Annotated in this window: 27 protein-coding genes; 13 read left to right on the top strand and 14 right to left on the bottom strand. The window is 44.5% G+C overall.

The features are described from left to right. Positions 1-213: 213 nt before the first annotated feature. The gene (locus Q4Q52_RS01020; protein ID WP_311989627.1) at positions 214-912 is read right to left on the bottom strand and encodes a YggS family pyridoxal phosphate-dependent enzyme; all 699 of its coding nucleotides are present in this window, start codon (positions 910-912) and stop codon (positions 214-216) included. A gap of 35 nt (positions 913-947) precedes the next feature. Between Q4Q52_RS01020 and Q4Q52_RS01015 the strand changes: the two genes are divergently transcribed. From Q4Q52_RS01015 to hemH, 4 genes are all read left to right on the top strand, one after another. Further along, positions 948-1,985 carry a type IV pilus twitching motility protein PilT gene (locus tag Q4Q52_RS01015; RefSeq protein ID WP_006082517.1) on the top strand — a complete coding sequence of 346 codons (1,038 nt, stop codon included), beginning with the start codon at positions 948-950 and terminating at the stop codon, positions 1,983-1,985. A gap of 9 nt (positions 1,986-1,994) precedes the next feature. Further along, positions 1,995-3,107 carry a PilT/PilU family type 4a pilus ATPase gene (locus Q4Q52_RS01010; RefSeq protein WP_311989626.1) on the top strand — a complete coding sequence of 371 codons (1,113 nt, stop codon included), beginning with the start codon at positions 1,995-1,997 and terminating at the stop codon, positions 3,105-3,107. A gap of 187 nt (positions 3,108-3,294) precedes the next feature. Further along, positions 3,295-3,834 carry a glutathione peroxidase gene (locus Q4Q52_RS01005; protein WP_311987699.1) on the top strand — a complete coding sequence of 180 codons (540 nt, stop codon included), beginning with the start codon at positions 3,295-3,297 and terminating at the stop codon, positions 3,832-3,834. 32 nt (positions 3,835-3,866) lie between these two features. Further along, on the top strand, positions 3,867-4,880 hold the full coding sequence (gene hemH / locus Q4Q52_RS01000) for a ferrochelatase (RefSeq protein WP_259559835.1): 1,014 nt from the start codon (positions 3,867-3,869) through the stop codon (positions 4,878-4,880). A gap of 88 nt (positions 4,881-4,968) precedes the next feature. On the opposite strand, the gene ruvX is transcribed toward hemH, so the two are convergent. From ruvX to Q4Q52_RS00980, 4 genes are all read right to left on the bottom strand, one after another. Continuing rightward, entirely contained in the window at positions 4,969-5,394 is a 426-nt protein-coding gene (gene ruvX, locus Q4Q52_RS00995) for a Holliday junction resolvase RuvX (protein ID WP_220592405.1), read from the bottom strand. Between the two features lie 29 nt (positions 5,395-5,423). After that, positions 5,424-5,987, bottom strand: coding sequence for a YqgE/AlgH family protein (locus Q4Q52_RS00990; protein WP_006082512.1), 564 nt, complete (start codon positions 5,985-5,987; stop codon positions 5,424-5,426). A 66-nt stretch (positions 5,988-6,053) separates the two neighbouring features. Further along, positions 6,054-6,383: a stress response translation initiation inhibitor YciH gene (gene yciH, locus Q4Q52_RS00985; protein WP_037392612.1), complete on the bottom strand. Its 330-nt coding sequence runs from the start codon at positions 6,381-6,383 to the stop codon at positions 6,054-6,056. Between the two features lie 178 nt (positions 6,384-6,561). After that, positions 6,562-6,879, bottom strand: a complete 318-nt coding sequence (locus Q4Q52_RS00980) for a hypothetical protein (protein WP_006082510.1) — start codon at positions 6,877-6,879, stop codon at positions 6,562-6,564. Positions 6,880-7,057: 178 nt separating this feature from the next. Here Q4Q52_RS00980 and Q4Q52_RS00975 point away from each other — a divergent pair, with 178 nt between their 5' ends. After that, positions 7,058-7,618, top strand: a complete 561-nt coding sequence (locus Q4Q52_RS00975) for a DUF4136 domain-containing protein (protein ID WP_006082509.1) — start codon at positions 7,058-7,060, stop codon at positions 7,616-7,618. Positions 7,619-7,979: 361 nt separating this feature from the next. Then, positions 7,980-8,621: a trimeric intracellular cation channel family protein gene (locus Q4Q52_RS00970; RefSeq protein ID WP_006082508.1), complete on the top strand. Its 642-nt coding sequence runs from the start codon at positions 7,980-7,982 to the stop codon at positions 8,619-8,621. A 73-nt stretch (positions 8,622-8,694) separates the two neighbouring features. On the opposite strand, the gene tpx is transcribed toward Q4Q52_RS00970, so the two are convergent. The 3 genes from tpx to Q4Q52_RS00955 all read right to left on the bottom strand — a co-directional run bounded on the left by tpx (position 8,695) and on the right by Q4Q52_RS00955 (position 10,862). Then, positions 8,695-9,288, bottom strand: a complete 594-nt coding sequence (gene tpx / locus Q4Q52_RS00965; RefSeq protein WP_063883290.1) for a thiol peroxidase — start codon at positions 9,286-9,288, stop codon at positions 8,695-8,697. Positions 9,289-9,411: 123 nt separating this feature from the next. After that, the gene (locus Q4Q52_RS00960; RefSeq protein WP_006082505.1) at positions 9,412-10,239 is read right to left on the bottom strand and encodes a mechanosensitive ion channel family protein; all 828 of its coding nucleotides are present in this window, start codon (positions 10,237-10,239) and stop codon (positions 9,412-9,414) included. A gap of 32 nt (positions 10,240-10,271) precedes the next feature. Further along, the gene (locus Q4Q52_RS00955) at positions 10,272-10,862 is read right to left on the bottom strand and encodes an OmpA family protein (protein WP_311889330.1); all 591 of its coding nucleotides are present in this window, start codon (positions 10,860-10,862) and stop codon (positions 10,272-10,274) included. A gap of 64 nt (positions 10,863-10,926) precedes the next feature. On the opposite strand from Q4Q52_RS00955, the gene Q4Q52_RS00950 reads away from it, so the two are divergent. The 3 genes from Q4Q52_RS00950 (at position 10,927) to Q4Q52_RS00940 (ending at position 13,887) form a co-directional block, all read left to right on the top strand. After that, complete coding sequence (locus Q4Q52_RS00950) at positions 10,927-11,049, top strand: hypothetical protein (RefSeq protein WP_311989625.1); 123 nt, start codon at positions 10,927-10,929, stop codon at positions 11,047-11,049. A 157-nt stretch (positions 11,050-11,206) separates the two neighbouring features. Further along, a complete protein-coding gene (gene ltaE / locus Q4Q52_RS00945; RefSeq protein WP_311989624.1) occupies positions 11,207-12,220 on the top strand; it encodes a low-specificity L-threonine aldolase in 1,014 nt (337 codons plus the stop codon). Between the two features lie 191 nt (positions 12,221-12,411). Beyond that, positions 12,412-13,887 carry an HDOD domain-containing protein gene (locus Q4Q52_RS00940; protein WP_311989623.1) on the top strand — a complete coding sequence of 492 codons (1,476 nt, stop codon included), beginning with the start codon at positions 12,412-12,414 and terminating at the stop codon, positions 13,885-13,887. Between the two features lie 143 nt (positions 13,888-14,030). Here Q4Q52_RS00940 and Q4Q52_RS00935 read toward each other — a convergent pair whose 3' ends face one another. The 6 genes from Q4Q52_RS00935 to Q4Q52_RS00910 all read right to left on the bottom strand — a co-directional run bounded on the left by Q4Q52_RS00935 (position 14,031) and on the right by Q4Q52_RS00910 (position 20,295). Next, entirely contained in the window at positions 14,031-14,663 is a 633-nt protein-coding gene (locus Q4Q52_RS00935; RefSeq protein ID WP_311889327.1) for a nuclear transport factor 2 family protein, read from the bottom strand. A gap of 24 nt (positions 14,664-14,687) precedes the next feature. After that, complete coding sequence (locus Q4Q52_RS00930) at positions 14,688-15,512, bottom strand: zinc-dependent peptidase (RefSeq protein ID WP_311889326.1); 825 nt, start codon at positions 15,510-15,512, stop codon at positions 14,688-14,690. A 134-nt stretch (positions 15,513-15,646) separates the two neighbouring features. Next, positions 15,647-17,386 carry a GGDEF domain-containing protein gene (locus Q4Q52_RS00925; protein ID WP_311889325.1) on the bottom strand — a complete coding sequence of 580 codons (1,740 nt, stop codon included), beginning with the start codon at positions 17,384-17,386 and terminating at the stop codon, positions 15,647-15,649. Beyond that, positions 17,373-18,776 carry an ABC transporter substrate-binding protein gene (locus tag Q4Q52_RS00920; protein ID WP_106649945.1) on the bottom strand — a complete coding sequence of 468 codons (1,404 nt, stop codon included), beginning with the start codon at positions 18,774-18,776 and terminating at the stop codon, positions 17,373-17,375. Before Q4Q52_RS00920 ends, Q4Q52_RS00925 begins: the two co-directional genes overlap by 14 nt. Positions 18,777-19,025: 249 nt before the next feature. Then, the gene (locus Q4Q52_RS00915) at positions 19,026-19,493 is read right to left on the bottom strand and encodes a CopG family transcriptional regulator (RefSeq protein ID WP_311989621.1); all 468 of its coding nucleotides are present in this window, start codon (positions 19,491-19,493) and stop codon (positions 19,026-19,028) included. After that, a complete protein-coding gene (locus Q4Q52_RS00910) occupies positions 19,453-20,295 on the bottom strand; it encodes an AAA family ATPase (RefSeq protein ID WP_311989620.1) in 843 nt (280 codons plus the stop codon). The genes Q4Q52_RS00915 and Q4Q52_RS00910 overlap by 41 nt, the downstream gene beginning before the upstream one ends. Positions 20,296-20,821: 526 nt before the next feature. Between Q4Q52_RS00910 and Q4Q52_RS00905 the strand changes: the two genes are divergently transcribed. The 4 genes from Q4Q52_RS00905 (at position 20,822) to Q4Q52_RS00890 (ending at position 22,793) form a co-directional block, all read left to right on the top strand. Continuing rightward, entirely contained in the window at positions 20,822-21,292 is a 471-nt protein-coding gene (locus tag Q4Q52_RS00905; RefSeq protein ID WP_106649948.1) for a GNAT family N-acetyltransferase, read from the top strand. Positions 21,293-21,454: 162 nt separating this feature from the next. Continuing rightward, positions 21,455-21,664, top strand: coding sequence for a DUF3820 family protein (locus Q4Q52_RS00900; protein ID WP_006082494.1), 210 nt, complete (start codon positions 21,455-21,457; stop codon positions 21,662-21,664). A gap of 126 nt (positions 21,665-21,790) precedes the next feature. Further along, complete coding sequence (locus Q4Q52_RS00895) at positions 21,791-22,093, top strand: NrfJ (RefSeq protein WP_106649949.1); 303 nt, start codon at positions 21,791-21,793, stop codon at positions 22,091-22,093. Between the two features lie 178 nt (positions 22,094-22,271). Further along, positions 22,272-22,793 carry a GNAT family N-acetyltransferase gene (locus Q4Q52_RS00890; RefSeq protein WP_107946905.1) on the top strand — a complete coding sequence of 174 codons (522 nt, stop codon included), beginning with the start codon at positions 22,272-22,274 and terminating at the stop codon, positions 22,791-22,793. The last annotated feature ends 45 nt before the right edge of the window (positions 22,794-22,838 follow it).

Here is a 22,838-nt window from a genome sequence, read left to right as displayed (position 1 = left end):
ATTCTCTTCAGTGTGTTAACCGTTAATTTGTAACAGATTCACCTTAAATTAAGATGATAAAACAGTTAGTCATTTGAATGTCAGAGCCAGATTTAGTCGACTCTCGCTAATTGATCTTAAATATTGCGCTCTTTAATACAGTATTTGGGCATAAAGCCTTAAAAACAAGGTCAAGTTCGCACACTGACCTTGAACTTCATGCCTCGAGTGAGTTTACGCCGCGTAATTGCGCTCACCAAAAATGGCACTGCCAATACGCACCATAGTTGAACCGCAGCTAATCGCTGCATCTAGGTCATTACTCATCCCCATGGAAAGCGTGTCTACACTAGGGTAATGCGATTTAAGCTCTTGAAATAGATTGTTTAACATAGAAAACTCTTTAAGCTGTAACTCAGTATCTGCGGTAGCCGTTGGGATCGCCATTAGGCCTCTCAGTGCGAGATTAGGTAGCTGAGCGATCAGTTCGGCCAGTGGCAGCATTTGCGCCGCATCTATGCCAGATTTTGTGTCTTCAGCACTGATATTAATTTGAATGCAGACGTTCAATGGCGCTAATTCAGCTGGACGTTGATCATTGAGACGTTGGGCAATTTTGTCGCGCGAGACAGTGTGCATCCAATCGAAATGCTGGGCGACTATGCTGGTTTTGTTGGATTGGAGTGGCCCGATAAAGTGCCATTCAATGTCCGGAAAATCCCCCTTTAGTGCGGTAATTTTCTCCGCGCCTTCTTGGACATAGTTTTCGCCAAAGCAACGCTGACCCGCTTGATAGGCTGCTATAATGTCTTCAATAGGTTTGGTCTTGCTGACGGCAAGTAAGCTAATACTGCTAGGTTGGCGTGCACATTTTTGCGCCGCTTGTGCGATCCTGCGCTGGGCGATTGCGAGTCTGTCTGCTATTGTTGTCATGATGTAATTATCTAGTTGCAAGGATATCCCAAACGATGGAAATCACTGAGTTATTGGCATTTAGTGTAAAACACAAAGCCTCGGATCTACACCTTTCTGCAGGGATATCTCCCATGATCCGTGTCGACGGTGAAGTGAGAAAAATTAACCTGCCCGCGCTCGATCACCAAGGCGTACACAGCCTAGTGTACGACATAATGAATGATAAGCAGCGCAAGGACTACGAAGAACATTTAGAAATCGATTTCTCGTTCGAAGTCCCTAATCTTGCACGTTTTCGTGTTAACGCATTCAATCAATCCCGTGGTGCTGCGGCCGTATTTCGTACCATTCCTAGCGACATCTTGTCACTTGAGCAATTAGGTGCGCCGGAGATTTTTAAAAAAATCGCCAGTTTCCCTCGGGGATTAGTCCTAGTGACTGGGCCAACAGGTTCAGGTAAGAGTACCACACTTGCCGCTATGGTGGATTACGTTAACGAAAATCGACACGATCACATCTTAACCATTGAAGATCCTATCGAATTCGTTCACCAAAATAAGCAATGTTTGATTAACCAGCGTGAAGTTCACCGCCATACCCACAGCTTTAATGCGGCGCTTAGAAGCGCACTACGTGAAGATCCGGACGTGATTTTAGTCGGTGAGATGCGTGACCTTGAAACCATTCGTTTGGCGATGACCGCCGCAGAAACGGGCCACTTAGTGTTTGGTACCTTGCATACCACCTCCGCCGCGAAAACCATTGACCGTGTGGTCGACGTATTCCCCGCCGGTGAAAAAGACATGGTGCGCACTATGTTGTCGGAATCGCTGCAAGCGGTTATTTCGCAAACCCTGATTAAAAAGGTAGGCGGAGGCCGTGTCGCCGCCCATGAAATCATGATGGGCACTCCCGCTATTCGTAACCTTATTCGTGAAGACAAAGTGGCGCAAATGTATTCGGCGATTCAAACCGGTATGGCCCACGGAATGCAGACCTTAGAGCAGTGTTTACAGAACTTAGTCAATCGCGGTCTTATCACCCGTGAAGATGCAATGGCGAAGAGTTCGAATAAACAAGCGACATTTTAAGGATTTATGATGGATGTTCTTCCGTTTTTAAAAGTGATCGTTGAGCGCAAAGCCTCCGACTTGTTCATCACAGCAGGCTTTCCGCCAAGTGCTAAGATTGACGGTGAATTGCGTCCCTTGGCCGAAAGTGCCTTTACTCCGGCACAATCACTGGATTTTGTTGAATCCTTAATGACCGAAGCGCAGAAACAAGAGTTTCATTCGAGTCGTGAGTGTAACTTTGCTTTTGCGGCAAAGGATTTAGGTCGTTTTCGGGTAAGCGCCTTCTGGCAGCGTGAATCGTCAGGCTGCGTGATGCGTCGTATCGAAACTAAAATCCCTGACGTCGATGATTTAAAACTGCCACCCATTCTGAAAGATCTGGTGATGAGCAAACGGGGTCTTATCATTATGGTGGGCGGAACGGGGACGGGTAAGTCAACGTCCTTAGCGGCCTTGGTAGGCTATCGCAATGCCCATGCCCGTGGTCATATTTTAACTATCGAAGATCCCGTCGAATTTGTTCACGACCACAGAAAAAGTATTATCACCCAACGTGAAGTCGGCATAGATACTGAGTCTTTTGATGCGGCGCTAAAAAGCTCTCTTCGCCAAGCCCCCGATGTGATCTTGATTGGTGAAATTCGTACCCAAGAAACGATGGAGTTCGCGTTGTCATTTGCGGAAACGGGTCACCTTTGTATGGCAACCTTGCATGCCAACAATGCCAACCAAGCATTAGACCGGATTATGCATCTCGTGCCTGAGAGTAAACATCAACAATTGTTGTTCGATTTGTCATTGAATTTGCGCGGTATTGTGGCTCAGCAATTGATCCCAAAAGTCGATGGCACAGGGCGCCGCGCCGCGATTGAAGTCTTGATTAACACCCCAAGGGTGGCAAGTTTAATTGCGAAAAACGAGCTGCACTTGCTCAAAGAAACCATGGCCAAATCCAACGAGCAGGGCATGCAGACGTTCGATCAGGCCTTGCTCAAACTTTATATTGATGGCGAGATTAGTTACGCCGATGCGCTGCACCATGCTGATTCACCGAACGATTTACGTTTGATGATTAAATTACAGAATAAAGAATCCACGGGCTCAGGCTTTATGGAAGGTGTCACCTTAGACATGGACTAACGCGATAGTCAGGTTCTAGGTTAAGCAGCTCTTTATGGGCTGCTTTTTGTTGGTGTCGTTAGATTTTCGTTCAGCTCAATCGGTTTTACTTCATCGCTATGCGGTCGTTAACCATAGCTTTTATTTTTTAATTCAATATGATCTTTACCTAGTACGTTTACGTAATGTACCGGTAAAGGAGAAAGCAATGAAAAAATTACCTATGATATTCGCTATGACAGCGAGCTTGATGAGTGTTGGCTCTATGGCGGCCACTTGTCCTGAGTATTTAAACCTTGAAGTACGAAAATTACATTCTGAAGAGACAGTTAATCTGTGTGAATTGACTCAGGGAAAGCCAGTGTTGATTGTTAACACTGCGAGTAACTGTGGTTATACCCCGCAGTTTAAAGCGCTCGAAGCTCTGCATGAAAACTATAAAGACAAAGGCTTAGTGGTTATTGGTTTCCCATCGGATGATTTTTTCCAAGAAGAAAATGATGAGAAAGACACGGCTAAGGTGTGTTACATCAATTACGGTGTGACTTTCACTATGCTGTCGACTTCGGCTGTGCGTGGCAGTGACGCCAATAGCGTATTTAAATACTTAGCCGAGAAAACCGGTGCGCCTAAGTGGAATTTCTACAAGTATGTCGTTAGCGGCGATGGCGCGGTTGTGCAACAGTTCAATTCTAAAGTGAAGCCAGATAGCGAAGAGCTTAAGCAAGCAATAGAATCTGTACTTTAATTTTATAAGTATTTATTAATTAAGAGGCTGTTTTGGCTAAATTTTCAGGCTTATCCAAAGAAGTTGGACACGGACAACGCGGCAAAGTGGGCGTGCTGTTATTAAATTTAGGTACGCCAGATGCACCCACAGCATCGGCTGTTAGGCGTTATCTAGCTGAGTTCTTAGCGGATCCCCGCGTAGTCGAAATTCCTAAATTAGTGTGGATGATGATTTTACACGGGATCATTTTGCGGGTACGCCCAGCAAAATCGGCGGCGTTATACCAGAAGGTATGGACGGCGGCTGGCTCACCGTTAATGGACATTAGTTTGCGTCAAACGGCGAAGTTAGCGAATAAACTTAACGCCGATAACCATGATGTTTCTGTCCATTTAGCAATGCGTTATGGCAGTCCATCGGTTGCCAGTACATTGCAAACTATGCATCAAAATGGCATTGATAAAATCGTGGTGTTACCCCTGTATCCCCAATATGCGGCGCCCACTACGGGTTCTGCTTTTGATGCGATTGCGGCTGAGTTGTCTAAATGGCGCTATATTCCATCGTTGCATTTTATTAATACTTATCATGACAATGCTGATTTTATTAATGCATTAGCGAGTTCGATCACGGCTGATTTTGAAGCCCATGGTAAACCGCAAAAATTGGTGTTGTCTTATCATGGTATGCCTGAGCGTAATTTGCATTTAGGCGATCCATATTACTGCTTCTGCATGAAAACGACTCGACTAGTTACTGAAAAGCTTGGGTTAGGTAAAGATGAGTTTGTGATGACATTCCAATCGCGTTTTGGTAAAGCTAAATGGCTACAACCTTATACTGATGCGACTTTGAAAGCGTTGCCGCAACAAGGCGTGCGCGATATTGCTATCGTTTGCCCCGCTTTTAGCGCCGATTGTTTAGAAACGCTGGAAGAAATTGTTGGTGAGAATGGTCATCTCTTTGCCGAGGCGGGTGGTGAGAAGTTCCGTTACATTGCTGCACTAAACGATGATGATGCGCACATTACTATGATGGCCAACTTAGTGAAGCCACATTTTTGATGCGATAATTTATCGGGTTAAACATCAAACTGAAAAGGATAAGGCAACTTATCCTTTTCTTTTTTCTGTGGTTTTATTTATTGTGGCATTACTTGCCGAAGTTATTTTCGAAGTAGCTTTCAATAATCAGTACGGCAGACACAGCATCGACTTGGCCTTTGGTGAGCGCCTTGAATCCGCCTAACTCGAATAATCTTGCCTTAGCATCGGTAGTGGTTAATCGCTCATCTTGAGTGGCGATTTTGACTTTGAACTTAGCATTGATACGGTTCGCAAATTTACGCGCCCTGTGGGTCATATCTTGCTCAGTGCCATCCATGTTTAAGGGCAGACCAACAACCACTAGGTCGGGTTGCCACTCTTTGATTAAATCGCCTATCTGATCCCAGTTGGGGATCCCATCGACGGCTTTGATTGACAATAATGGCGTGGCGCTAGCGGTGATTTCTTGGCCTATAGCCACACCAATACTTTTAGTACCAAAATCAAAGCCTAATACGGTTTTCGAATTCATAGTGTGCTGACTTATATTAAGAAATAGGCTTAAGCGTGACCCGCTTGAGCTGAAACCTGCCAAGCATCAAATCCAAGAGCTCGGCTGGCCTGTGGCCAACGGTCTTCGTGTTTAATGTCAAACAAGAGTGCATTGGTTGCTGGAATCGTTAGCCAAGAATTATCGGCAAGCTCTTGTTCGAGCTGATCTTTGCTCCATCCAGCATATCCTAAGGCGACGAGGAATTTCTCTGGCGATCTGTTGCTTCCTATCGCGGTTAACACATCGCGTGAGGTAGTTAGCATTAAACCACAACCCAGATCTGTGCTGTTGGCCCAATAGGGCTGAGAGGTATGCAGTACAAAGCCACGATCTTGGGAAACGGGTCCGCCCATCATGACATTGGCATTGAACGCTAAATCGGTGGAGACTTGCTCAGCTGGCAAATCCATTTGTTCTAATAGCGAATTAACTTCGATACCGAGCGGTTTATTGATCACCAGTCCCATGGCGCCTTTGGCATCATGTTCACAGATATAGATGACTGAGCGTTCAAAAAACGTATCGTGCAGTGAAGGCATGGCAATTAAGAAATGGTTCTGCAAACTCTCCATTAAACTACTCCGTTCGATGTGGCTAAGTTGATCTAGCATGCTGCTATATTGCTAAGTCGGGCGAGATTAACCGCCAGCTAATTTAACTTTGTAGTTCTGCTTCTCAAGCAATAGCTTTAATTGCTCGCGGTTATCGGTTTGGACCTCAATAGTGAAATCTTTAACCGTGCCACCACAACCACATTGTTTTTTAAGGGTTTGAGCCATTGCTTTTAACGCGGTTTCATCGAGACCTAGGCCTGAGATAATCGAAACGCCTTTGCCTTTGCGGCCCTTACTGTCTCTATGGATCCTGACTATACCGTCGGATTCAGGAATCGCTTTAGTGACGGGCTCTGCATTAATACGGCCTTTGTCGGTGCTGTACACTAAGGATACATTAGGATCTGCTTTCATAGATTTCATTCATTGGTGTTAAAAGATGACTTATACCCGTTGAGTTTATCAAATTTGCAGGGGTTCTGGGAGGTAAAAAAAGACCACTTGAGGATTATCCTTAAGTGGTCTGAACAAAATGCTAACTCTTTGCAGGGAAGTAAGCATATTTTTGAAAAAGGGAGCGTTATCCGCCGTTTTAATTCATGCGCATAAAGACCATGACGATCAGCGCTACTGCTGTCAGTAAGGCGCTGGGCATAATAAATTTATGCAGCTTAGGTAGCGCAATTAAGCAGGCGGTGGTTACAAAGCCGAATGCGGCGACTGTTGCATAATTAGTGCCATTCGCGACGGCATCGATGACCAACCAGCCAAGTACAATGAGAGGTAAAATCAGTAAGCTGACGGGTAAATGACGCTTTATCTTAGCGTTATTTGCCTCGAGTGAGATTTTTTCTGGCGCAAGGAAAAAAATGGCTGATGCAACCAAAAACGCGCTAATAAACCAGTACATTTCATTACTCCTTCAATCTCAATTGATAATCATTATCATCTTTGATCTTGCTGAAGTCAAGCTGAATGAGATGCTGCTTTTTAATCAATTGAGTTGTAGATCAGATGATTGCTCTGTAAGCTAAATTCATATCTCTGATACTTGTCTTTGTTCGGTTTGAACATCTGAGGAAATTAAGATGAAAAATATTTTTGTAGCTTTAGCCGTGCTGGCATTAAGTGCCTGTAGCTCGATGAAGTCTGGTTGGGACTATGATCCTAGCGCCAATTTTACCCAATATAAAACCTATGCCTGGGTTGCTCAGAAAGCCGATTCTGCCGGATATCATCTTGATGGCTTGATGGATCAAAGAGTAAGAGAGGCGGTTAATAGCCAGTTAGCGAGTAAAGGCATGACATTAGTCGATGCGAAAGACGCTGATGTATTGGTGAACTACCTGACCAAAGTCGATAAGAAAATCAATGTTGATACCTTCAATAGTAATTTTGGCTACAACCCATACTATGGTCCAGGATGGGGTTGGGGCGGCAATATGCAGACCCAAACTACAGTGAGAGAATATGAAGTTGGTACTCTGATTATTGATTTAGTTGATAATAAAACTACTAAGCTTATCTGGCGTGGTTCTGTTGCCGATACCATTCGCGACAAAAATACCCCAGAAGAAAGAGTACAGATCATCAATCAAGCGGTGGGCAGTGTGATGGCAAATTATCCCCCTAAGCCTGACACTAAGTAGTTCTGACTCAGTTTGAATGAAAATTAAGCGGCCTGAGGGCCGCTTTTTTGTGGCTGATTTTTATGCGTTTTGCCCATTCGATTAGATGATCTGCAGTTATTTATCATCTGATTGAATTTACGTTATTAATACTTATTAAAAATTTTAGTTATCTAAATAGACGTGAGAAGTAGTTTTGCGCATAACTGGCTATTTTATTTGCAATTTATACAGTGCTATTTTGTGGTTGTAGGTATTGGCAATTCATTATTGATGAAATGATGAATTAATTTTTCTAATGATCAATTCAAAATAAAATCATTATAGAACTGAGGGTTTCTCAGGCAGAATCTGTTTCTTTACCTTGTTGGTAGTAGCAAAGATGCATGAGACGCAGATTATTGGATTACTTTGGCTGATTGGTATCATTGCCGAGGCTATGACGGGCGCTCTGGCGGCGGGTCGCAAGCAGATGGATTTGTTTGGTGTAGTGATCATTGGCTGCGCAACGGCGATTGGTGGCGGCACACTAAGGGACATGATGCTCGGCAATTACCCCTTAATTTGGGTTGAGCACGTGAATTACCTTATTGCGATTGCATTCGCTTCTTTGCTCACTGTCGCTATCGCCCCTGTGATGCGTTATCTATCTAAGTTGTTTTTAGCTATCGATGCTTTAGGGTTAGCCGTGTTCTCTATCGTGGGCGCGCAGAAGACCTTGATGCTGGGATTTAGCCCAACGATTGCCGTGGTGATGGGATTGGTGACGGGCGTTTTTGGTGGCGTTATCCGCGATATCCTGTGTAATCAAGTGCCTTTGATTTTTAAGAAAGAACTCTACGCGGTGATTTCACTACTGACGGCAGGCTTGTATATCGTCTTAAAAGCCTATCAATTAACCGAGTGGATTAATCTGGTTATTTGTCTGAGCGTTGGTTTTAGCCTGCGGATGTTAGCGCTGCGCTATCATTGGTCTATGCCGACCTTTGATTATCAGGCCAATGGCGATCAGCACACACATTAGATCGTATAAAATCGTAGATATACAATCGTAAAACAAAAGGGCAGCTAATGCTGCCCTGTTTTTTAGCGGTAAATTACTGCTGGGCTTGAATGGTTTTCAGCGCTTCAAGTGCGGCATCATAGTTAGGATGCTCGGTGATATTCGGAACTAACTCTTGGTATTGGAGTTTACCTTCGGCATCTATGATGAAAATAGCTCTCGCGAGCAAGCCGTAATCTTGAATCAACAAGCCATATTTTTCACCAAAATCACGCCAGACGGAATCCGATAGTACTTTGATTTTATCTACGTTTTCTACTTTGCAGAAACGTTTCTGTGCGAAGGGTAAATCGGCACTGATGGTTAGCATGACCACGTCATCGGAAAAATGGCCTACTTCGCTGTTGAAACGTTTAGTTTGTAGTGCACACACGCCCGTATCTAAGCTTGGTACGGCACTTATCAGCACGGTTTTACCCTTAAAGTCGCTTAGCATAACTGGCGCAAAATGATCATCAACCACTTTGAATCCTGGCGCCATTTGCGACAGCTTAGGTAACTTGCCTTCCAAGGTGACGGTTTTTTCACCCATAAGAACCTGAGTTTTCTCACTGGCAAGCACATTGGGGCTTATCAGCACTAAGCCATAAATGCAGCTGGCGGCTAAAAATGATACGTATTTTTGCATTGAATTTCCTCGCACATGAATATCTGTGCCTTCGCTAATATCTGTCCTTTAAGGTACGCTAAAATGCTACGCGGAACCATAAAAAAAGGCCGGCAATTGCCGACCTTGGTTATTCATTTAGGGTTATTTGCTGAGTGGCAATTCTTTGACATGAATATCCATTTGTGGGAATGGAATACCGATATCTGCTGCATCTAATGCATTTTTGATTTGCTCAAGCAGTTGGAAACGAGCCGTCCAATAATCAGCCGTTTTTACCCAAGGGCGAACCACGAAATTAATTGAAGAGTTCGCTAATTCAGCCAGTCCAACTGTATATGATGGATCTTTTAACACATATTGATTGTTGTCTAAAATCTCAGTTAAGATTTTCTTCGTGAGTGCGATATCGGCAGAATAAGATACGCCAATCACTAAATCGATACGGCGAGTATCCATTGCCGAATAGTTAGTGATAGTGCCATTCATGATGGATGAATTTGGCGCCACAATAACCTTGTTGTCTGGTGTGCGAAGTTTGGTTGAGAATATGGTGATTTCATCAACAGTACCGGCAATGCCAGCGGCTTCAATATAGTCACCAACGCGGCAAGGGCGGAATAACACCATTAACACGCCAGATGCGAAGTTAGACAGAGAACCCTGTAGCGCTAAACCCACCGCTAAACCAGCGGCACCGATAACGGCGACCAATGATGCGGTTTGTACGCCAATTTGGCCTAAGGTGGCAATCACTGCGAAAACAAACACAATTGCCCAAGCGAGGTTTGCGACAAATGAAACAACAGTCGGATCAACTTTACGGCTGTTCAGTAATTTACGAACCAGCTTTTGTGCTACGCCGGCAAAGTATTTACCAACAAAGAAAATGATAATGGCAAATAAAACTTTTAAGCCATAAGTCACAATCAGATCCGGTGCTTGCTTTAATAAACCTTCAAGGTTTTCCATTGAATAACTCCCTAAATATACGCTAACTAAAACTATTTATTATTGACGATAAATTGTACTCGTCGATTTAAACTGCGCCCTTCGCTAGAACGGTTGTCCGCTACAGGTTCAGATATACCTTTACCCATTACGGTAAAGCGATTTGGATTAAAGCCATAATCTTCAACCAAAATACGTTTCACATTTTGAGCGCGCTGAAGTGACAACTGATAATTAAACTCAGGCGTGCCAACGATATCCGTGTGACCCACTAAGGTTAATGCGACATCATTCGCTGCTAAATATGCTTTCACTAAGGCTAAAGTTTTCCATTGCGAAAAGTCAACTTCGGCAATGGCAAATTCAAAATACACCACAGCGGTAGAAATATTATGACAATCTGCGCTGAACTCAGCATTGGGATTGCTCGTACTACAATCTGCCGATGCAGTCGCTTCCACCTCGACCTCTTCAACACAGCCATTGGCCATTACTTGCGTGTCTGGCGCTGTGTTAGGGCAGGCATCTTTGATGTCAGGCACGCCATCTTGGTCAGTATCAGACCAAGCGAATACTTGCGATGTTAGGCTTAAACTTAATAGTAAAATTACCAGCTGAATCCATCGAGATTGGGAGTTTTTCACTACAAATCACCTATTGAACGATAAGTACTAGTCAAAATTACTAAAGTGATCGCATGGTTGTAGCATGACCATCTTAGTGCGGCATTCTATCGACTTAGGCGCATTTCGCCAAGTGAAACGCGCTCACGTGTCGACTCGTCGACAGACATATATCGGCAATATCTTGAGTATGTTTATGTTTTTATGAGTTCTAGCAACTATTCAGATTATCACTTCGCCCATGTATTCACGTTTGAAGTCAGTAAAATGCTTAGTAAGCATGATGATAAACTATACAAAATAAGCCTTTGGCGCTAGAGTCTTGAGCCCATTAAGCGCCAACCAAACCTTAAGTTGAGGACGAGATGATAGATTTACGCAGTGATACTGTTACCCAGCCAACAGCAGCGATGCGATTAGCCATGTCCAGAGCCGAAGTAGGTGACGATGTTTACGGTGATGATCCCACGGTAAATAGTTTGCAGGATATGGCCGCAGAGATGTTTGGCTTTGAAAGCGCATTATTTACCTGTTCAGGTACGCAGGCGAATTTATTGGCTTTGATGGCCCACTGTGAGCGTGGTGATGAGTATCTGTGCGGCCAGCAGGCCCATAACTATAAATTTGAGGGTGGCGGTGCCGCTGTCTTAGGCAGCATTCAACCTCAACCTTTGTTGAATCAAGTCGATGGCACCATTGCCTTGGCCGATATTGAAGCCGCCATTAAGCCTGACGATATCCACTTTGCCCGCACGCGTTTGCTCAGTTTAGAGAATACTATTGGCGGTAAAGTGATCCCGCAAAGCTATTTGGCGGATGCGCAGGCATTGGCCTTTCATCGCGGATTAAAAATCCATCTCGACGGCGCGCGAGTTGCTAATGCGGCTGTGGCGCAGAATATCGCGATAAGTGATATCACGGCGCACTTTGATTCTGTGTCGATTTGCCTGTCAAAAGGGTTATGCGCGCCAGTTGGCTCATTACTCTTAGGTGACGAGCGTTTGATTAAGAAAGCTATTCGCTGGCGTAAAATGCTTGGTGGCGGCATGCGTCAAGCTGGGATACTTGCAGCGGCAGGTAAGCTTGCTTTAACTGAACAAGTGCAACGACTGAGTGAAGATCATGACAACGCGGCGTATTTGGCTCGCCAGTTGGCCGAGCTGAGTGAGTTCGACGTCGATTTAGCCGCAGTACAAACCAATATGTTATTTGCCAAATTAGCGCCTCAAGTTGATGCGGATTTATTGGCGAAACACTGTCGAGCGGAAGGCATTCTGATAAGTCCTGGCCGCACGATTCGACTTGTGACTCACAAAGATGTGAGCCGTCAGGATATAGATAACGTGCTTCGGGTTATGAAGCAGTACTTCACTGCCTAAACGCAGCTTGTTTTTAAACCTCTAAATGCCCGAGCTTTGCCTCGGGCATTTTTATTTGCGGGTATAACTAGGTGTTGAATTATTGAACAATTAACTGTTGATTGGTAAAAACAAGCCTTAGACCACGGGCGAAATATTTGTGCTTATCTATACTCAAAACAAGAAAGTTTTATTGCTAAGGTAAATTTGGGTTGAAGCCTAATAACAATACTAATAAAGGGGTCGATTATTGGACAAATCGGATCAGTGAATTAGAAATGCCCGCACTGTGTTCGACTGTTAAATCGCTAGAAAAGCTCGCCAAGGATGACGTTTCCTCTCTCGCATTACTTGGGCGTAGCGTGATGCACGATAACGCCTTAACCTCTCGTATTCTTCGAGTCGCCAATAGTGCTATTTACCATAAAGGAAGTAGCCAAATCTCCACCGTTAGCCGCGCCGCCATAGTGCTGGGTTTCGATGCGGTGCGAAATATCTGTATCACAGCTAAGTTACTCTCAAGTTTGTTGGAGAGTAAAAATCTCGCGCCCAATGTCTATCAAAGGTTAATTAAGTTGATGGCCAAAGCATTTCAAGCGGCCATGATTGCGCGGATGATGTTGAGTCATCATGACGAGGAGATGCAGGAGGAAGCCTTTATTGCCTCTTTGTTGTATCACATCGGCGAGAGCGCTTTTTGGAGTATTGGGGGCGAATTTACCGAAGAGTTAGATTTAATGCTCAGCCAATGTGAAACGCCCGCCGAAGAGAGAAGTGCTACCCGCGAAGCCCTTGGTGCTTCTTTTTTACAACTCACCCAGAGTATTGCCCGCAATTGGGGATTGGGGGAGTTGTTGATCCAAGCATTGAATTATCCAGAGGATCAGCGGTCAGATATTCGGGCTATTTTTCTTGCCGATAAGCTCTGCGACATTTTATCGCAACCCGTTCTCGATAAGCTCGAGTTATCGAAACGTATGACTCAAGCGGCGAGTTTTACTGGGCTAGAAGAAAAAGAGTTTTTGGTACGAATGCAACGCTGCGCGAATGCGACCCATAAGTTGGCAGAAGTGTACGGTGCTAAAGTGTTACTCGATTACTTGCCCGATCCTAAACGTATTGTCGCCGCTGAACCCGATCTACCTCCCATTCCGTTAGATATGCCAGTCTATCAAGTTAACTTGAATATTCAGTTAGCTAAGTTGCGTGAATTGACAGGTTTTGCCATTAATAAAGCAGATTTCAATCAGATAATGCAGACGGTTCTTGAAGGTGTTCTTGAGGGCGTGGGTGTTGACCGCTGCGGTGTTTTGTTGTTATCGCCAAGCCGTAAACAGCTCCAGCCTAGGGTGATATTGGGCCGTGATGCCGATGCGATAAAACAAGAGTTTATTATCGATTTGAGTGACAAACGTGGGCTATTTCATCAAGCGATGGAGCATAAGGCGCCACTTTGGGTGGATGATCCCTGTTCTAAAAAATGGCAGGAGCAGTGCAAGGAATTGCAGGCGCGGCATGTATCACGGCAGGGGTTTTTACTGGCGCCTTTGTTGGTTGATAGCAAAGTGATCGGGTTTTATTACGCTGATCGTGGTCCTTCACAAAGGGCGTTTGAAGAAGTGGATTTTCAAAGTTTTATCCACTTCTCCCAATTGGCGAATGTGTGTTTCACCGTGTCCTTAAGATAGCGTTTGCTTTTAGCAGCTTTATCTTAAAGCTGCTTTTTTGAAACCGTACAATTTGAAACCGAACAATTTGAAACAGCGATGCTATCTAAATCTCACTTTTATAAATTGTACGCTTTCGAAACCCTATTCGGCGGAGTGCGGCATCATTGTTTATTTGCGGCTTTGATCTCGGCGGTGATCTGTTTCGCTATCTCATTGGGGATTGGGAAACTTAAGTGGTATTGCGCAATTTTCCAGTTGCCATCGGTTTTGATCAAAGTACCGGTTCCTCGACTGACACCATAGGCGGGGCTATTCAATAACTCGTCGAACAATATGACGTCGCCATGTTGGATTAAATGCCGCTCCGTTAAATCATAGCGCCAACCTTTTGTAGGGCGGGAGTAATGTTCAAATTCCGCCATTCCCCAACGCTCACTCGCATCCGTCCCAATAAAAATGCCGTCTTTTCGGTACAGGGCAAAATACTTATCCCAATCGGCATCGCTTGAATATTGGTTGAGTAAATCCAACACCTGAGCTGCCGCTTGTTGATCTGGACTCGAAGCCGTTTGAGCGCTTTGTACTTGCGTATTTTGTGCTTGAGCGCTTTGTATTGGCCAGTCCTGTGCCTGTGCGCTTACATTAAGGCCGCCGAGCATTAACGCACTGAGCAGTAACCCTAAGCTAATGCGAATAATATTAGTGGCACGACTGGCTTTAGTCGCGCGACTCATATTAGCGGCGCGATTAACAGTGGTACCTTTAACTGCGAATGCATGAGTGTCTTTGAGCATTTAGTGTGCCTCTACTTTTATGGGTTAATGCCAGTTTATCGGATCGAGTTGATAAAAGCGGCTCAGTTCCCGATACAAGTCTGGGTGTTGTTGGTAGAAATCCTCTGGCTTTTCAAAAAAGACTTCAGTAATAACGGCAAAAAATTCAGCGGGATTCGTCGCACCATAGTAATTAAATAATGAGGGCGTGCCAAAGTTCGCGCTGTGCTGTAATTGGGTGAAGGCTTTACTTAGCACTTCGGACCAAGTGCTGTAATCGGCAAAATGTTGCAGTATCGGCGCTCCATTAGCTTGGCCGTCTTCTTGATCGAGCTGATGGGCAAACTCGTGGATCACGACATTATTGCCATCGTGGGGATCTGCGGCGCCGTCTAAGGTATTTTTCCACGAGAGCACCACTTTGCCGTATTCCCAAGATTCGCCCGCCAGCACATTGCGCTGTTCCCACACAATACCGCTGGTGTCTCTATGTTGATTATTAACGATAAAGGCATCGGGATAGACCAAAATTTGTTTCAGTTTGGGGTAAAAGTCTGTTTTTCGATTGAGCAGCAGGAGGCACGCCTGTGCTGCGATAGTGACTCTCACTTCATCGGTGATCTCGAAATCATCGCAGCCAACAAACTCCTTTTCATCGATGAAGATTTGGATAAGCCGTTTGAGCTGTAGCTGTAAATCTGTCGGTAACGCATGGAAGTAAGGCAGTCTTTTTTTGAGAATGCTGCGCCATTCTTTTGGAAAAGGTTTGGCCGTGATCCGGCGGCGGTGCAAGGTTTTACGCCAACGACTTGAAAGTAGCCAAGCAATTGCCCCGACTCCGAGGATAAGCGTGATAACAATAGCGAGCATACTTTCCCTGTTCTAATCCTGATTATCTTAATATTAGCTAATGGGGATGAAGAGGGCTTAACTCAATCCTTTGCTGAAAAAAGAAGCGCGGTTGTTGCCGCGATTGGCGGCTAAGGGATAGACGAACCGGGGGGTTAGGCATAGTGAATGGGTTGGCAGAGGAGGGCCTCGGTGCGGTTACGCCCCGTCAGTTTGGCATGATAAAGGGCTTCATCGGCTCGATTAATTAAACTATTCGCATCCAGTAGTTGCGGTAGCTGCCAACAGGTAATCCCCGCGCTGATGGTAAGTATGCCCGAATGGGGAGAGTCTTCATGGGGGATTTCTAAGCTGATGATTTTCTCACGCAACTGTTCGGCAAATAGATAGATATCCTCGAGATGACTCGATGGCAGCACTAGCATAAACTCTTCACCACCATAGCGGGCAAGTATGTCAGTTGGGCGTTTTAAGAGGGATTTTGCGGCGTTAACAATTTTCTGCAGGCATTGGTCGCCAGCGACATGGCCATATCTGTCGTTAAATTGTTTAAAGTTATCAATATCAAACAAAATGATGCCCAGAGGCATATTATGATCCCTGGCATACTCGAGTTCTTTTTGGAGTTGCATGTCTAAATAGCGACGGTTGTAGCAGCCCGTTAGTCCGTCGGTTTCCGCCATTCCTTTAACTTGCGCCGCATAGCTTTTGAGTGTTTCTAATGAACTCACCATTTGCTGCAGCTCTAGGTTATCGGTGACAGGCATACGGGTGTCGAGTTTTTCATGGGCGATGGCATTCATGGCATCTCGCGTCGCCATCACAGGCTTGATAATCCCCTTAGTGATAAAGTGCCAGCTGGTGAGCCAGATGAAGAAGCAATACAAAATGCCACTGCAGAAAATCAATATGATAAATGCGGTGCTGTCACTTTTAAGCTCGCCGCCCGTTTGTTGGATTTCATTTTCGACTTGGTTAACCAGATTCTGGGTATAGGTCGCAACTATTTGCGCGGCATCGGCTTGGTACTCTAAATGCGCATTGGCTATATAGGTACTTTTAATGGCCTTGCGGGACAGTTCAAATAGGTTATCTTCACCGACCATGGTCTGCTTTATTTGCGATAACAAATTGAAATATAAACCGGTATCCCCGTTAATCCCTTCGAGAATCGCCTCCATATTTAACAGTAGCCGCATCGCTTCTCTTTGGGTGTGGTTAAGCTCAACTAGATTGTCGATAATTTTTACTTGAGAGAGGCTGGTAAATAAGTGTTCTCCCAAATGACTAAATTGAGACAATTGCTGATTGGTATTGATGTTCACCGAAATCTTGTCAAAATTTTTCAGCTTAAGTTGACGTTCAGAATCGGCATTGATACGGTGAAATTGGGTTTGCATTTCATCGGTAAATCCCGATGCCATTGAAGTTAAATTGGCTTGAATATTTGCCGCTTGTAAATTGGCTTGAAGGGCGGAATCGGTTAACTCGCCAAGTAATGGCAACTGTTGTAAATAGTAAAGTTGAATATCTAACGCGTGATTCAATTCTTGCTTACTGACTGCAGAGGTTTCAATGGACGTCAGTAATCGGGAGTCATTAATTAGTCGTTCCCACTGCGCCGAGAGTTCACTCAATAGACGAAGTCTTTGTTGTTCATTATCATAATGATTAAGACGCGCTGTGATGATTTGGAGTTTTTCACTGTTTTTTGCCAGTTGTAGCGCAGTGGTGACTTTTACCACATCGACGCCCACCAGTTGCTCAATTTCTGATTTCAGTTGCTGAGACAGTAGTATCGCAACAACACCATTAAACAGCGCCATGCCCACTATGATATAGAAGGCTAAGGTTATTTTTTGTTTTAGGCTTTTCAGCGGCTTAGTGCTTGTCATTAGTTTTCTTGTCAATCGCAGGTACCTCTCCATAGGTATTTTGGAGGTGTTTTATCTCTGCACTTAATTTAATAAAAATATCCTCGCTGTCAGCTGGCATGCGGCTAGCGCGATAACATGCATGGCTGAGTTCAGGGTAAATCTGTCCCATGGCTGTACTGGTAAAATGCCCAAGTTCTAACACCTTAGTTGACCAAAACATATTCGCGATATGGCTTGCTTCGAATGCCCCCGCTATGGTCCTTAATGATTCACTTTTAAATTCGTTGGCGGTCACAACATCCATACGACAGGGGTTACCGCCGCCCAAGGCATAAGCGTGTTGCGCCTCATAGGTGCCCATATATTTGATGAGCCAATAGGCCGCTTGGGGATTTTTGCTGTCATAACTCACGGCAAAAGCATAGGCGCCGTTATAGGGATAACCGCCGGGTACTTGACTCACAGCAAGGCGTGCGCCGGGAATATTTTGCTCAACTTTGAAGGATTTATGCCACAAATTATTGTAAGCGAAAGGCCACATTGCCGCTTGCCCTGTGGCGATTGCATTGGCAGCCTCATTGAAGGCAAATTGCTCGTTAGCAGGTACGGCATAGGGCATTAATTCGCGATAAAGCTTAGCGGCTTTGATGGCCTCATGGTTGATAGTCGGCACCTCAAAATGACTGATCTTTTTTTGTTCATTATAAATTGGCTGCATCCAAGCGCCGCCTAAGCTCCAGATCATGCTGGAAAATTCATCGTTAATATGTGGCTTATCACCCGACATTAGCGCCAAGCCATAAAAGTCGTGGGTTAACATTTTATCCGCCAACATAGTGCCCGCTTTACGGGTGAAAAACTGGGCTTGATCCCGTAACTCGGTTAAGGTTTTTGCTGGTGCGAGCGGGTAACCGAACTGGCTCTGAAAATGTGTTTTTTCAGTGTTATTATCGAAGAGGTCGGCTCGGTAATGATTACCCATCACATAGTTATTGTAGGGAATAGCATGGATTTCTCCATGGTAGGATAAGATGTTCAGTAGCGATGGGTAATAGGGTTCTAGGTATTTCTCCATGGCCTTTTCACCGTCGGGATCGTAGAGTTTTGCGAGTTCGACTAAAGGGACTGTGTAGCCATTGGCTGCCCATTCTTTTGCCCAGCCAGCTTCCATCGTCAGCAAGTCGTATTTGCCTGAACCTTGGAGTAAATCTTGGGTCTGCAAATTAAACATACTATCGAGTTCGGTGCTGATCACTTGCACTTTTACACCGGTTTTTTCAGTGAATTTAGGCAACATTTCTTGCGTTAAATAGTCGGTCCAAAATCCCTTTTCTGCGACTAAGGTGATGGGCGCTTTGTTCGTGAGCGGCGGGATTTGTGCCAATGAAAACTCAGCATAGCAGGGCATTAGAAACGCAGCGCTTAAACAAAGACAGATAAGTTGGTTTGGCTTTCGCAAAAAATACACCTTAACGTTACTGATTCACTGTGAATAAATAACACTTATTCATCATTCTGTACATTTAAGGATAGATGGGATCAGCACTTATGCCGCGATTATATTGTGGTTTATATTTTAGTTTTTTGTTCTTGAGTAAAAAAGCCGATAACCCGAGCTTAGCTGAGTTACCGGAAAAGGGGGGAGTATTGCGAAGTGTTAACGGTTTTGGCGCTGTTGTTCTCGTAATTGCCTCAGGGCAATGGGCAGCTCGTAATGTTGTTCAATCAAGAATCGGAGCAGTTTCGATTTGGAGAGCGTGCTGTCTTGCGACAAGGTCGCGAGCTGGCCTATGGCCACTTCGCTAAGTGAAAACGTAGCCTTGCGATAGTGAGTTTTCGCCTCAACGTTTGCTGGCGATAAGACTTCTGTTCCTAAGCTCTGTTTATGCAAGATCAGTACATTGGAATGATTCAGCCCAGTGTCAGTTGTTATGTTAGTGAATGTTTGGTCAGCGGTTTTAGCGTTCGTCGTCGCTGCTTCAAAAGCGAAATGACTGCCTTTTGTCTTATTAGGGCTTTGTCCCATTGCATATAAGTTGGCTGCCTCAATAAACTCATCTAACGAAAGCGACGGCTGTATGTTGCTAGATGGCATAGCGTTTTTCTTGAGGTCGCTGAGTCCCATTTTGCCCCCTTTGTTGAGTGGTAAGGTGAGAGTGTTGAGCTTGATGGTGCAAGCCATTATTGCTCAAACTATTATTTATCAAACCATTGTGCATCTGACCTTTACCAGTACTCTGAGGAGGCTTTGCAGGGTGTAGGTTGTCTTCTAAACTCGCGGCGCAATCGACTTGGAATAATTCATAGGCAATAGTACGGATTTCTTCTGCGGCCTTTCCGCTAGGGTCGATTTCAATCACTGATAGCCCTGACTCTTCGCTGTCATCATACACATTACGGCAGTAGGTTATTGCATCAAGGACGTTGATATCATAGGTTTTACAGACTTCTTTGGCTTCTAGAATTCGGTTAGCTTGATTAGGTAAACTTGGGCATTGGGTAATGACAAATGAAGCCTGTAGCTTTGGGTTTATCATCTTACAGGTTGCGACGATATCGTCCATGTGGCTAACGGTTTTCAAATCGCGGCGCTTAGGTCTTAAGGGTATTAAAATGTAAGCGGCGACAGACATGGTTGCACGTAGCGCTAAGTTATCTTGACCACCACAGTCGACTATGACGACATCATAATGTTGTTCAAGACTGAGCAAGTCATTACGGATCTTGCCGTAAAGCTGCACGCAATTGATGCTGGCCAATTTGGGATTATTGTTCCTTGCCTGGATCCAATCTGATGTGGTGCGTTGGGGATCGCAGTCCACCATAATGACTGAGGCATTGCATTCTGTGGTTAGAAAGACAGCTATGTTTTGGGCTAAACAACTTTTACCGCTGCCGCCTTTTTCTCCGCCGATTAACACTATCATGACGCATTCCTTAATTCTTTTGATGACCCTTGGGCAGCGAGTTGATGAGTTGGGAGCCACACCGTTTTTGTGCTCGAAATCGAATGTAAACCTTATGTTAACTTCAGTCAATTGGCTGATTTTTTGACGGTTTTTGATTAAATTGTCAGCAATGGTTTTTTGTCAGTATCTGGTCACGTGCCGTTAATTTGACAAGTAATAGTTGAGGAATAATTTGTGAGTGATATTTTAAGTTTTTATTTTTAAAAGGTTTAATTTGAGTGGTATCAAGTTGCAGGCTTGTTTGTTGCAATCTATGCCTGTTCACAAAATGTGAATCCTGACTTTTTATTTCTCTATCGGTATAAATGTTAATTTTATATTGCTAAATGTTATTAATGAATCCGTGTAAAGAATCGACTTCTCAGTCGAAAGTGGTCTTGTTTGGTGAGGTGCTTGTCATCAAACTGCCAAATGCTGGCTTTATCATCTCTTAGACTGCCGTCTAAATCGCTTGCAATTTCAACCATGAGAGAAGGGATGCCAAATGGATATCAAAACTATTATGCCTATTAAGTTTGAACTCGTTGAAACAGCACCGCTATTCCATGAATTACTCAATCTGCGTAGTGCCGCTGGCCGCCCTTCCATCGGTGTTGAGCTTGCGGATGTGCAGGCACTGTTTTGGGTCTCTATCCGATTGAGTGACAATGCTGAAATGGAGCATGCTGGCGCGGGAGTCGCTAAGTCTAATCTGTTAGCTACGGCGTGTGTTTACGGTAATAAGCCTGGGCATTTGGCCATTGAAGATTTTATCGTGTTGCCCGAATACCAATCCTATGGGCTGGCGAAGATCATGCTTGAGCGAGTGATGGACTTTGTCGATGGACACGCAAGTTCTGGGACTTGTATCAGCATTACCGCCTATGGTGAGTCTGAACGCTTATGCAGTGAATATGGTTTTCAATATGCGCCATGCGCTAATTTAGGGCCAAATCTATTAAAGATTGTTGCTTAGGATTCAGCTGGGAATGTAGTTTGTGCGTTTATGGTACTCACCTTAGTATTTAAGTGCTGGATGACTTATGTGGGAGTGTTGTATGAGTTAACGGCGACATTGATTGGCTTATGTTGTAGTATCCTTGGGATTATCGGGATGAACTGCACGAGATAACAATCTATGGATCAGCAACTACTCATCGACGCTGTAAATCAAAAAATGCCCTTTGGTAAGTACGCTGGACGTAAGTTGCTGGAATTACCCGAGCCCTATTTGGTGTGGTTCCATAAGCAAGGTTTCCCCCAGGGCAAACTCGGTGAGCAATTAGCCCTAATGTACGAAATCAAGCTTAATGGTTTAGAAGGCATGCTAAAACCGCTGTTGAAATGAGTTCCCTTCTTTTTAAGAAAAATACTGCTTTTGCGATAAGTGTTGTATTTCGTGATAGAGATTAGCGATTTATTGTTTTTAGCATGCTTTAATGCAGCATATTAGCAAAACAAAAGGAACGCATGCATGATGGCAAAATGGGTAAAATTAGCGGCAGTAGCGACTTTAGCGTTAGGCATATCAAGTGCTTGGGCTCAAGGTGTCACCCACGAGGGTACTGTTGTTGATACGATGAACGGTGGTGGTTACACCTACGTACAGATTAAAGAAGCTGACACTACTTTTTGGGCTGCGGGTCCTCAAACTGAAGTGAGTAAAGGCGATAAAGTGGCTGTGGTTGAACAAATGTGGATGAACGAATTCACTAGCAAAACCTTAAACCGCACCTTTGATAAGCTGTTATTTGTCGGTCAAATCGATAAGAAGTAACAGTAACAGTAACGAGTGCGCTAACCTGTGCGCCTCTTTAAGCAAACGGCTTCGATATTATCGAGGCCGTTTTTGTTTCTAACCATTAAAACCGCAAAATTTGAGCCTATCTCGATTAAGCGAAACGCGGCAAAATAGCACTATTGCTAGCGGTTATGACTCAACAGAGAACAATTAAGTGACGGCGTTTGAACAGTTTGAGATCCAGCCTTACCAGTCATGTTATGCCCGTGAGGTGAGTGAGTTAGTTCATCTTTGCGTGCATAACATCACCCATGCTCGTTATTCACAGGCGCAACTTGCCGCTTGGTCTGCGGCGCCAAGATCGGCTAAACATTGGGATTTGCGCTTAAACCGCTCGAAGGCGTGGGTGGTATTAGCTAAAGACGCAGCGACAGCTTCTTCAATTTGCTGCGGTTTTATCAATGTCGAAACCCATTTTGCCCACCAAGGTTATGTAGACAGCTTATATATCCATCCAGATTATCAAGCTAAGGGATTGGGTGAGCGTGCCTATCTTGTTTTAGAAGCGTGGGCTAAGGCCCAAGGCTATGCGCGCTTGAGTGTGGACGCATCTTATCTGTCTAAAGGATTGTTTACTCGAATGGGATTTATCCAAATACAGCGCAGTTATCAGCAAAAACTTGGGCAAGTGATCCCAGGCTTTTATATGGAAAAGAATATGGAACAGAATGTTTAACATTGGCTCACTAGGGGTTAACCCAAAAAGTAATGTAAGGTATTC

It is taken from the genome of Shewanella sp. SP1S2-4 (genome assembly GCF_031932075.1).
Classification (GTDB): domain Bacteria; phylum Pseudomonadota; class Gammaproteobacteria; order Enterobacterales; family Shewanellaceae; genus Shewanella; species Shewanella baltica.
The sequence above is the reverse complement of the archived record's forward strand: the minus strand, read 5'-3'. Positions and strand labels throughout refer to the sequence as shown.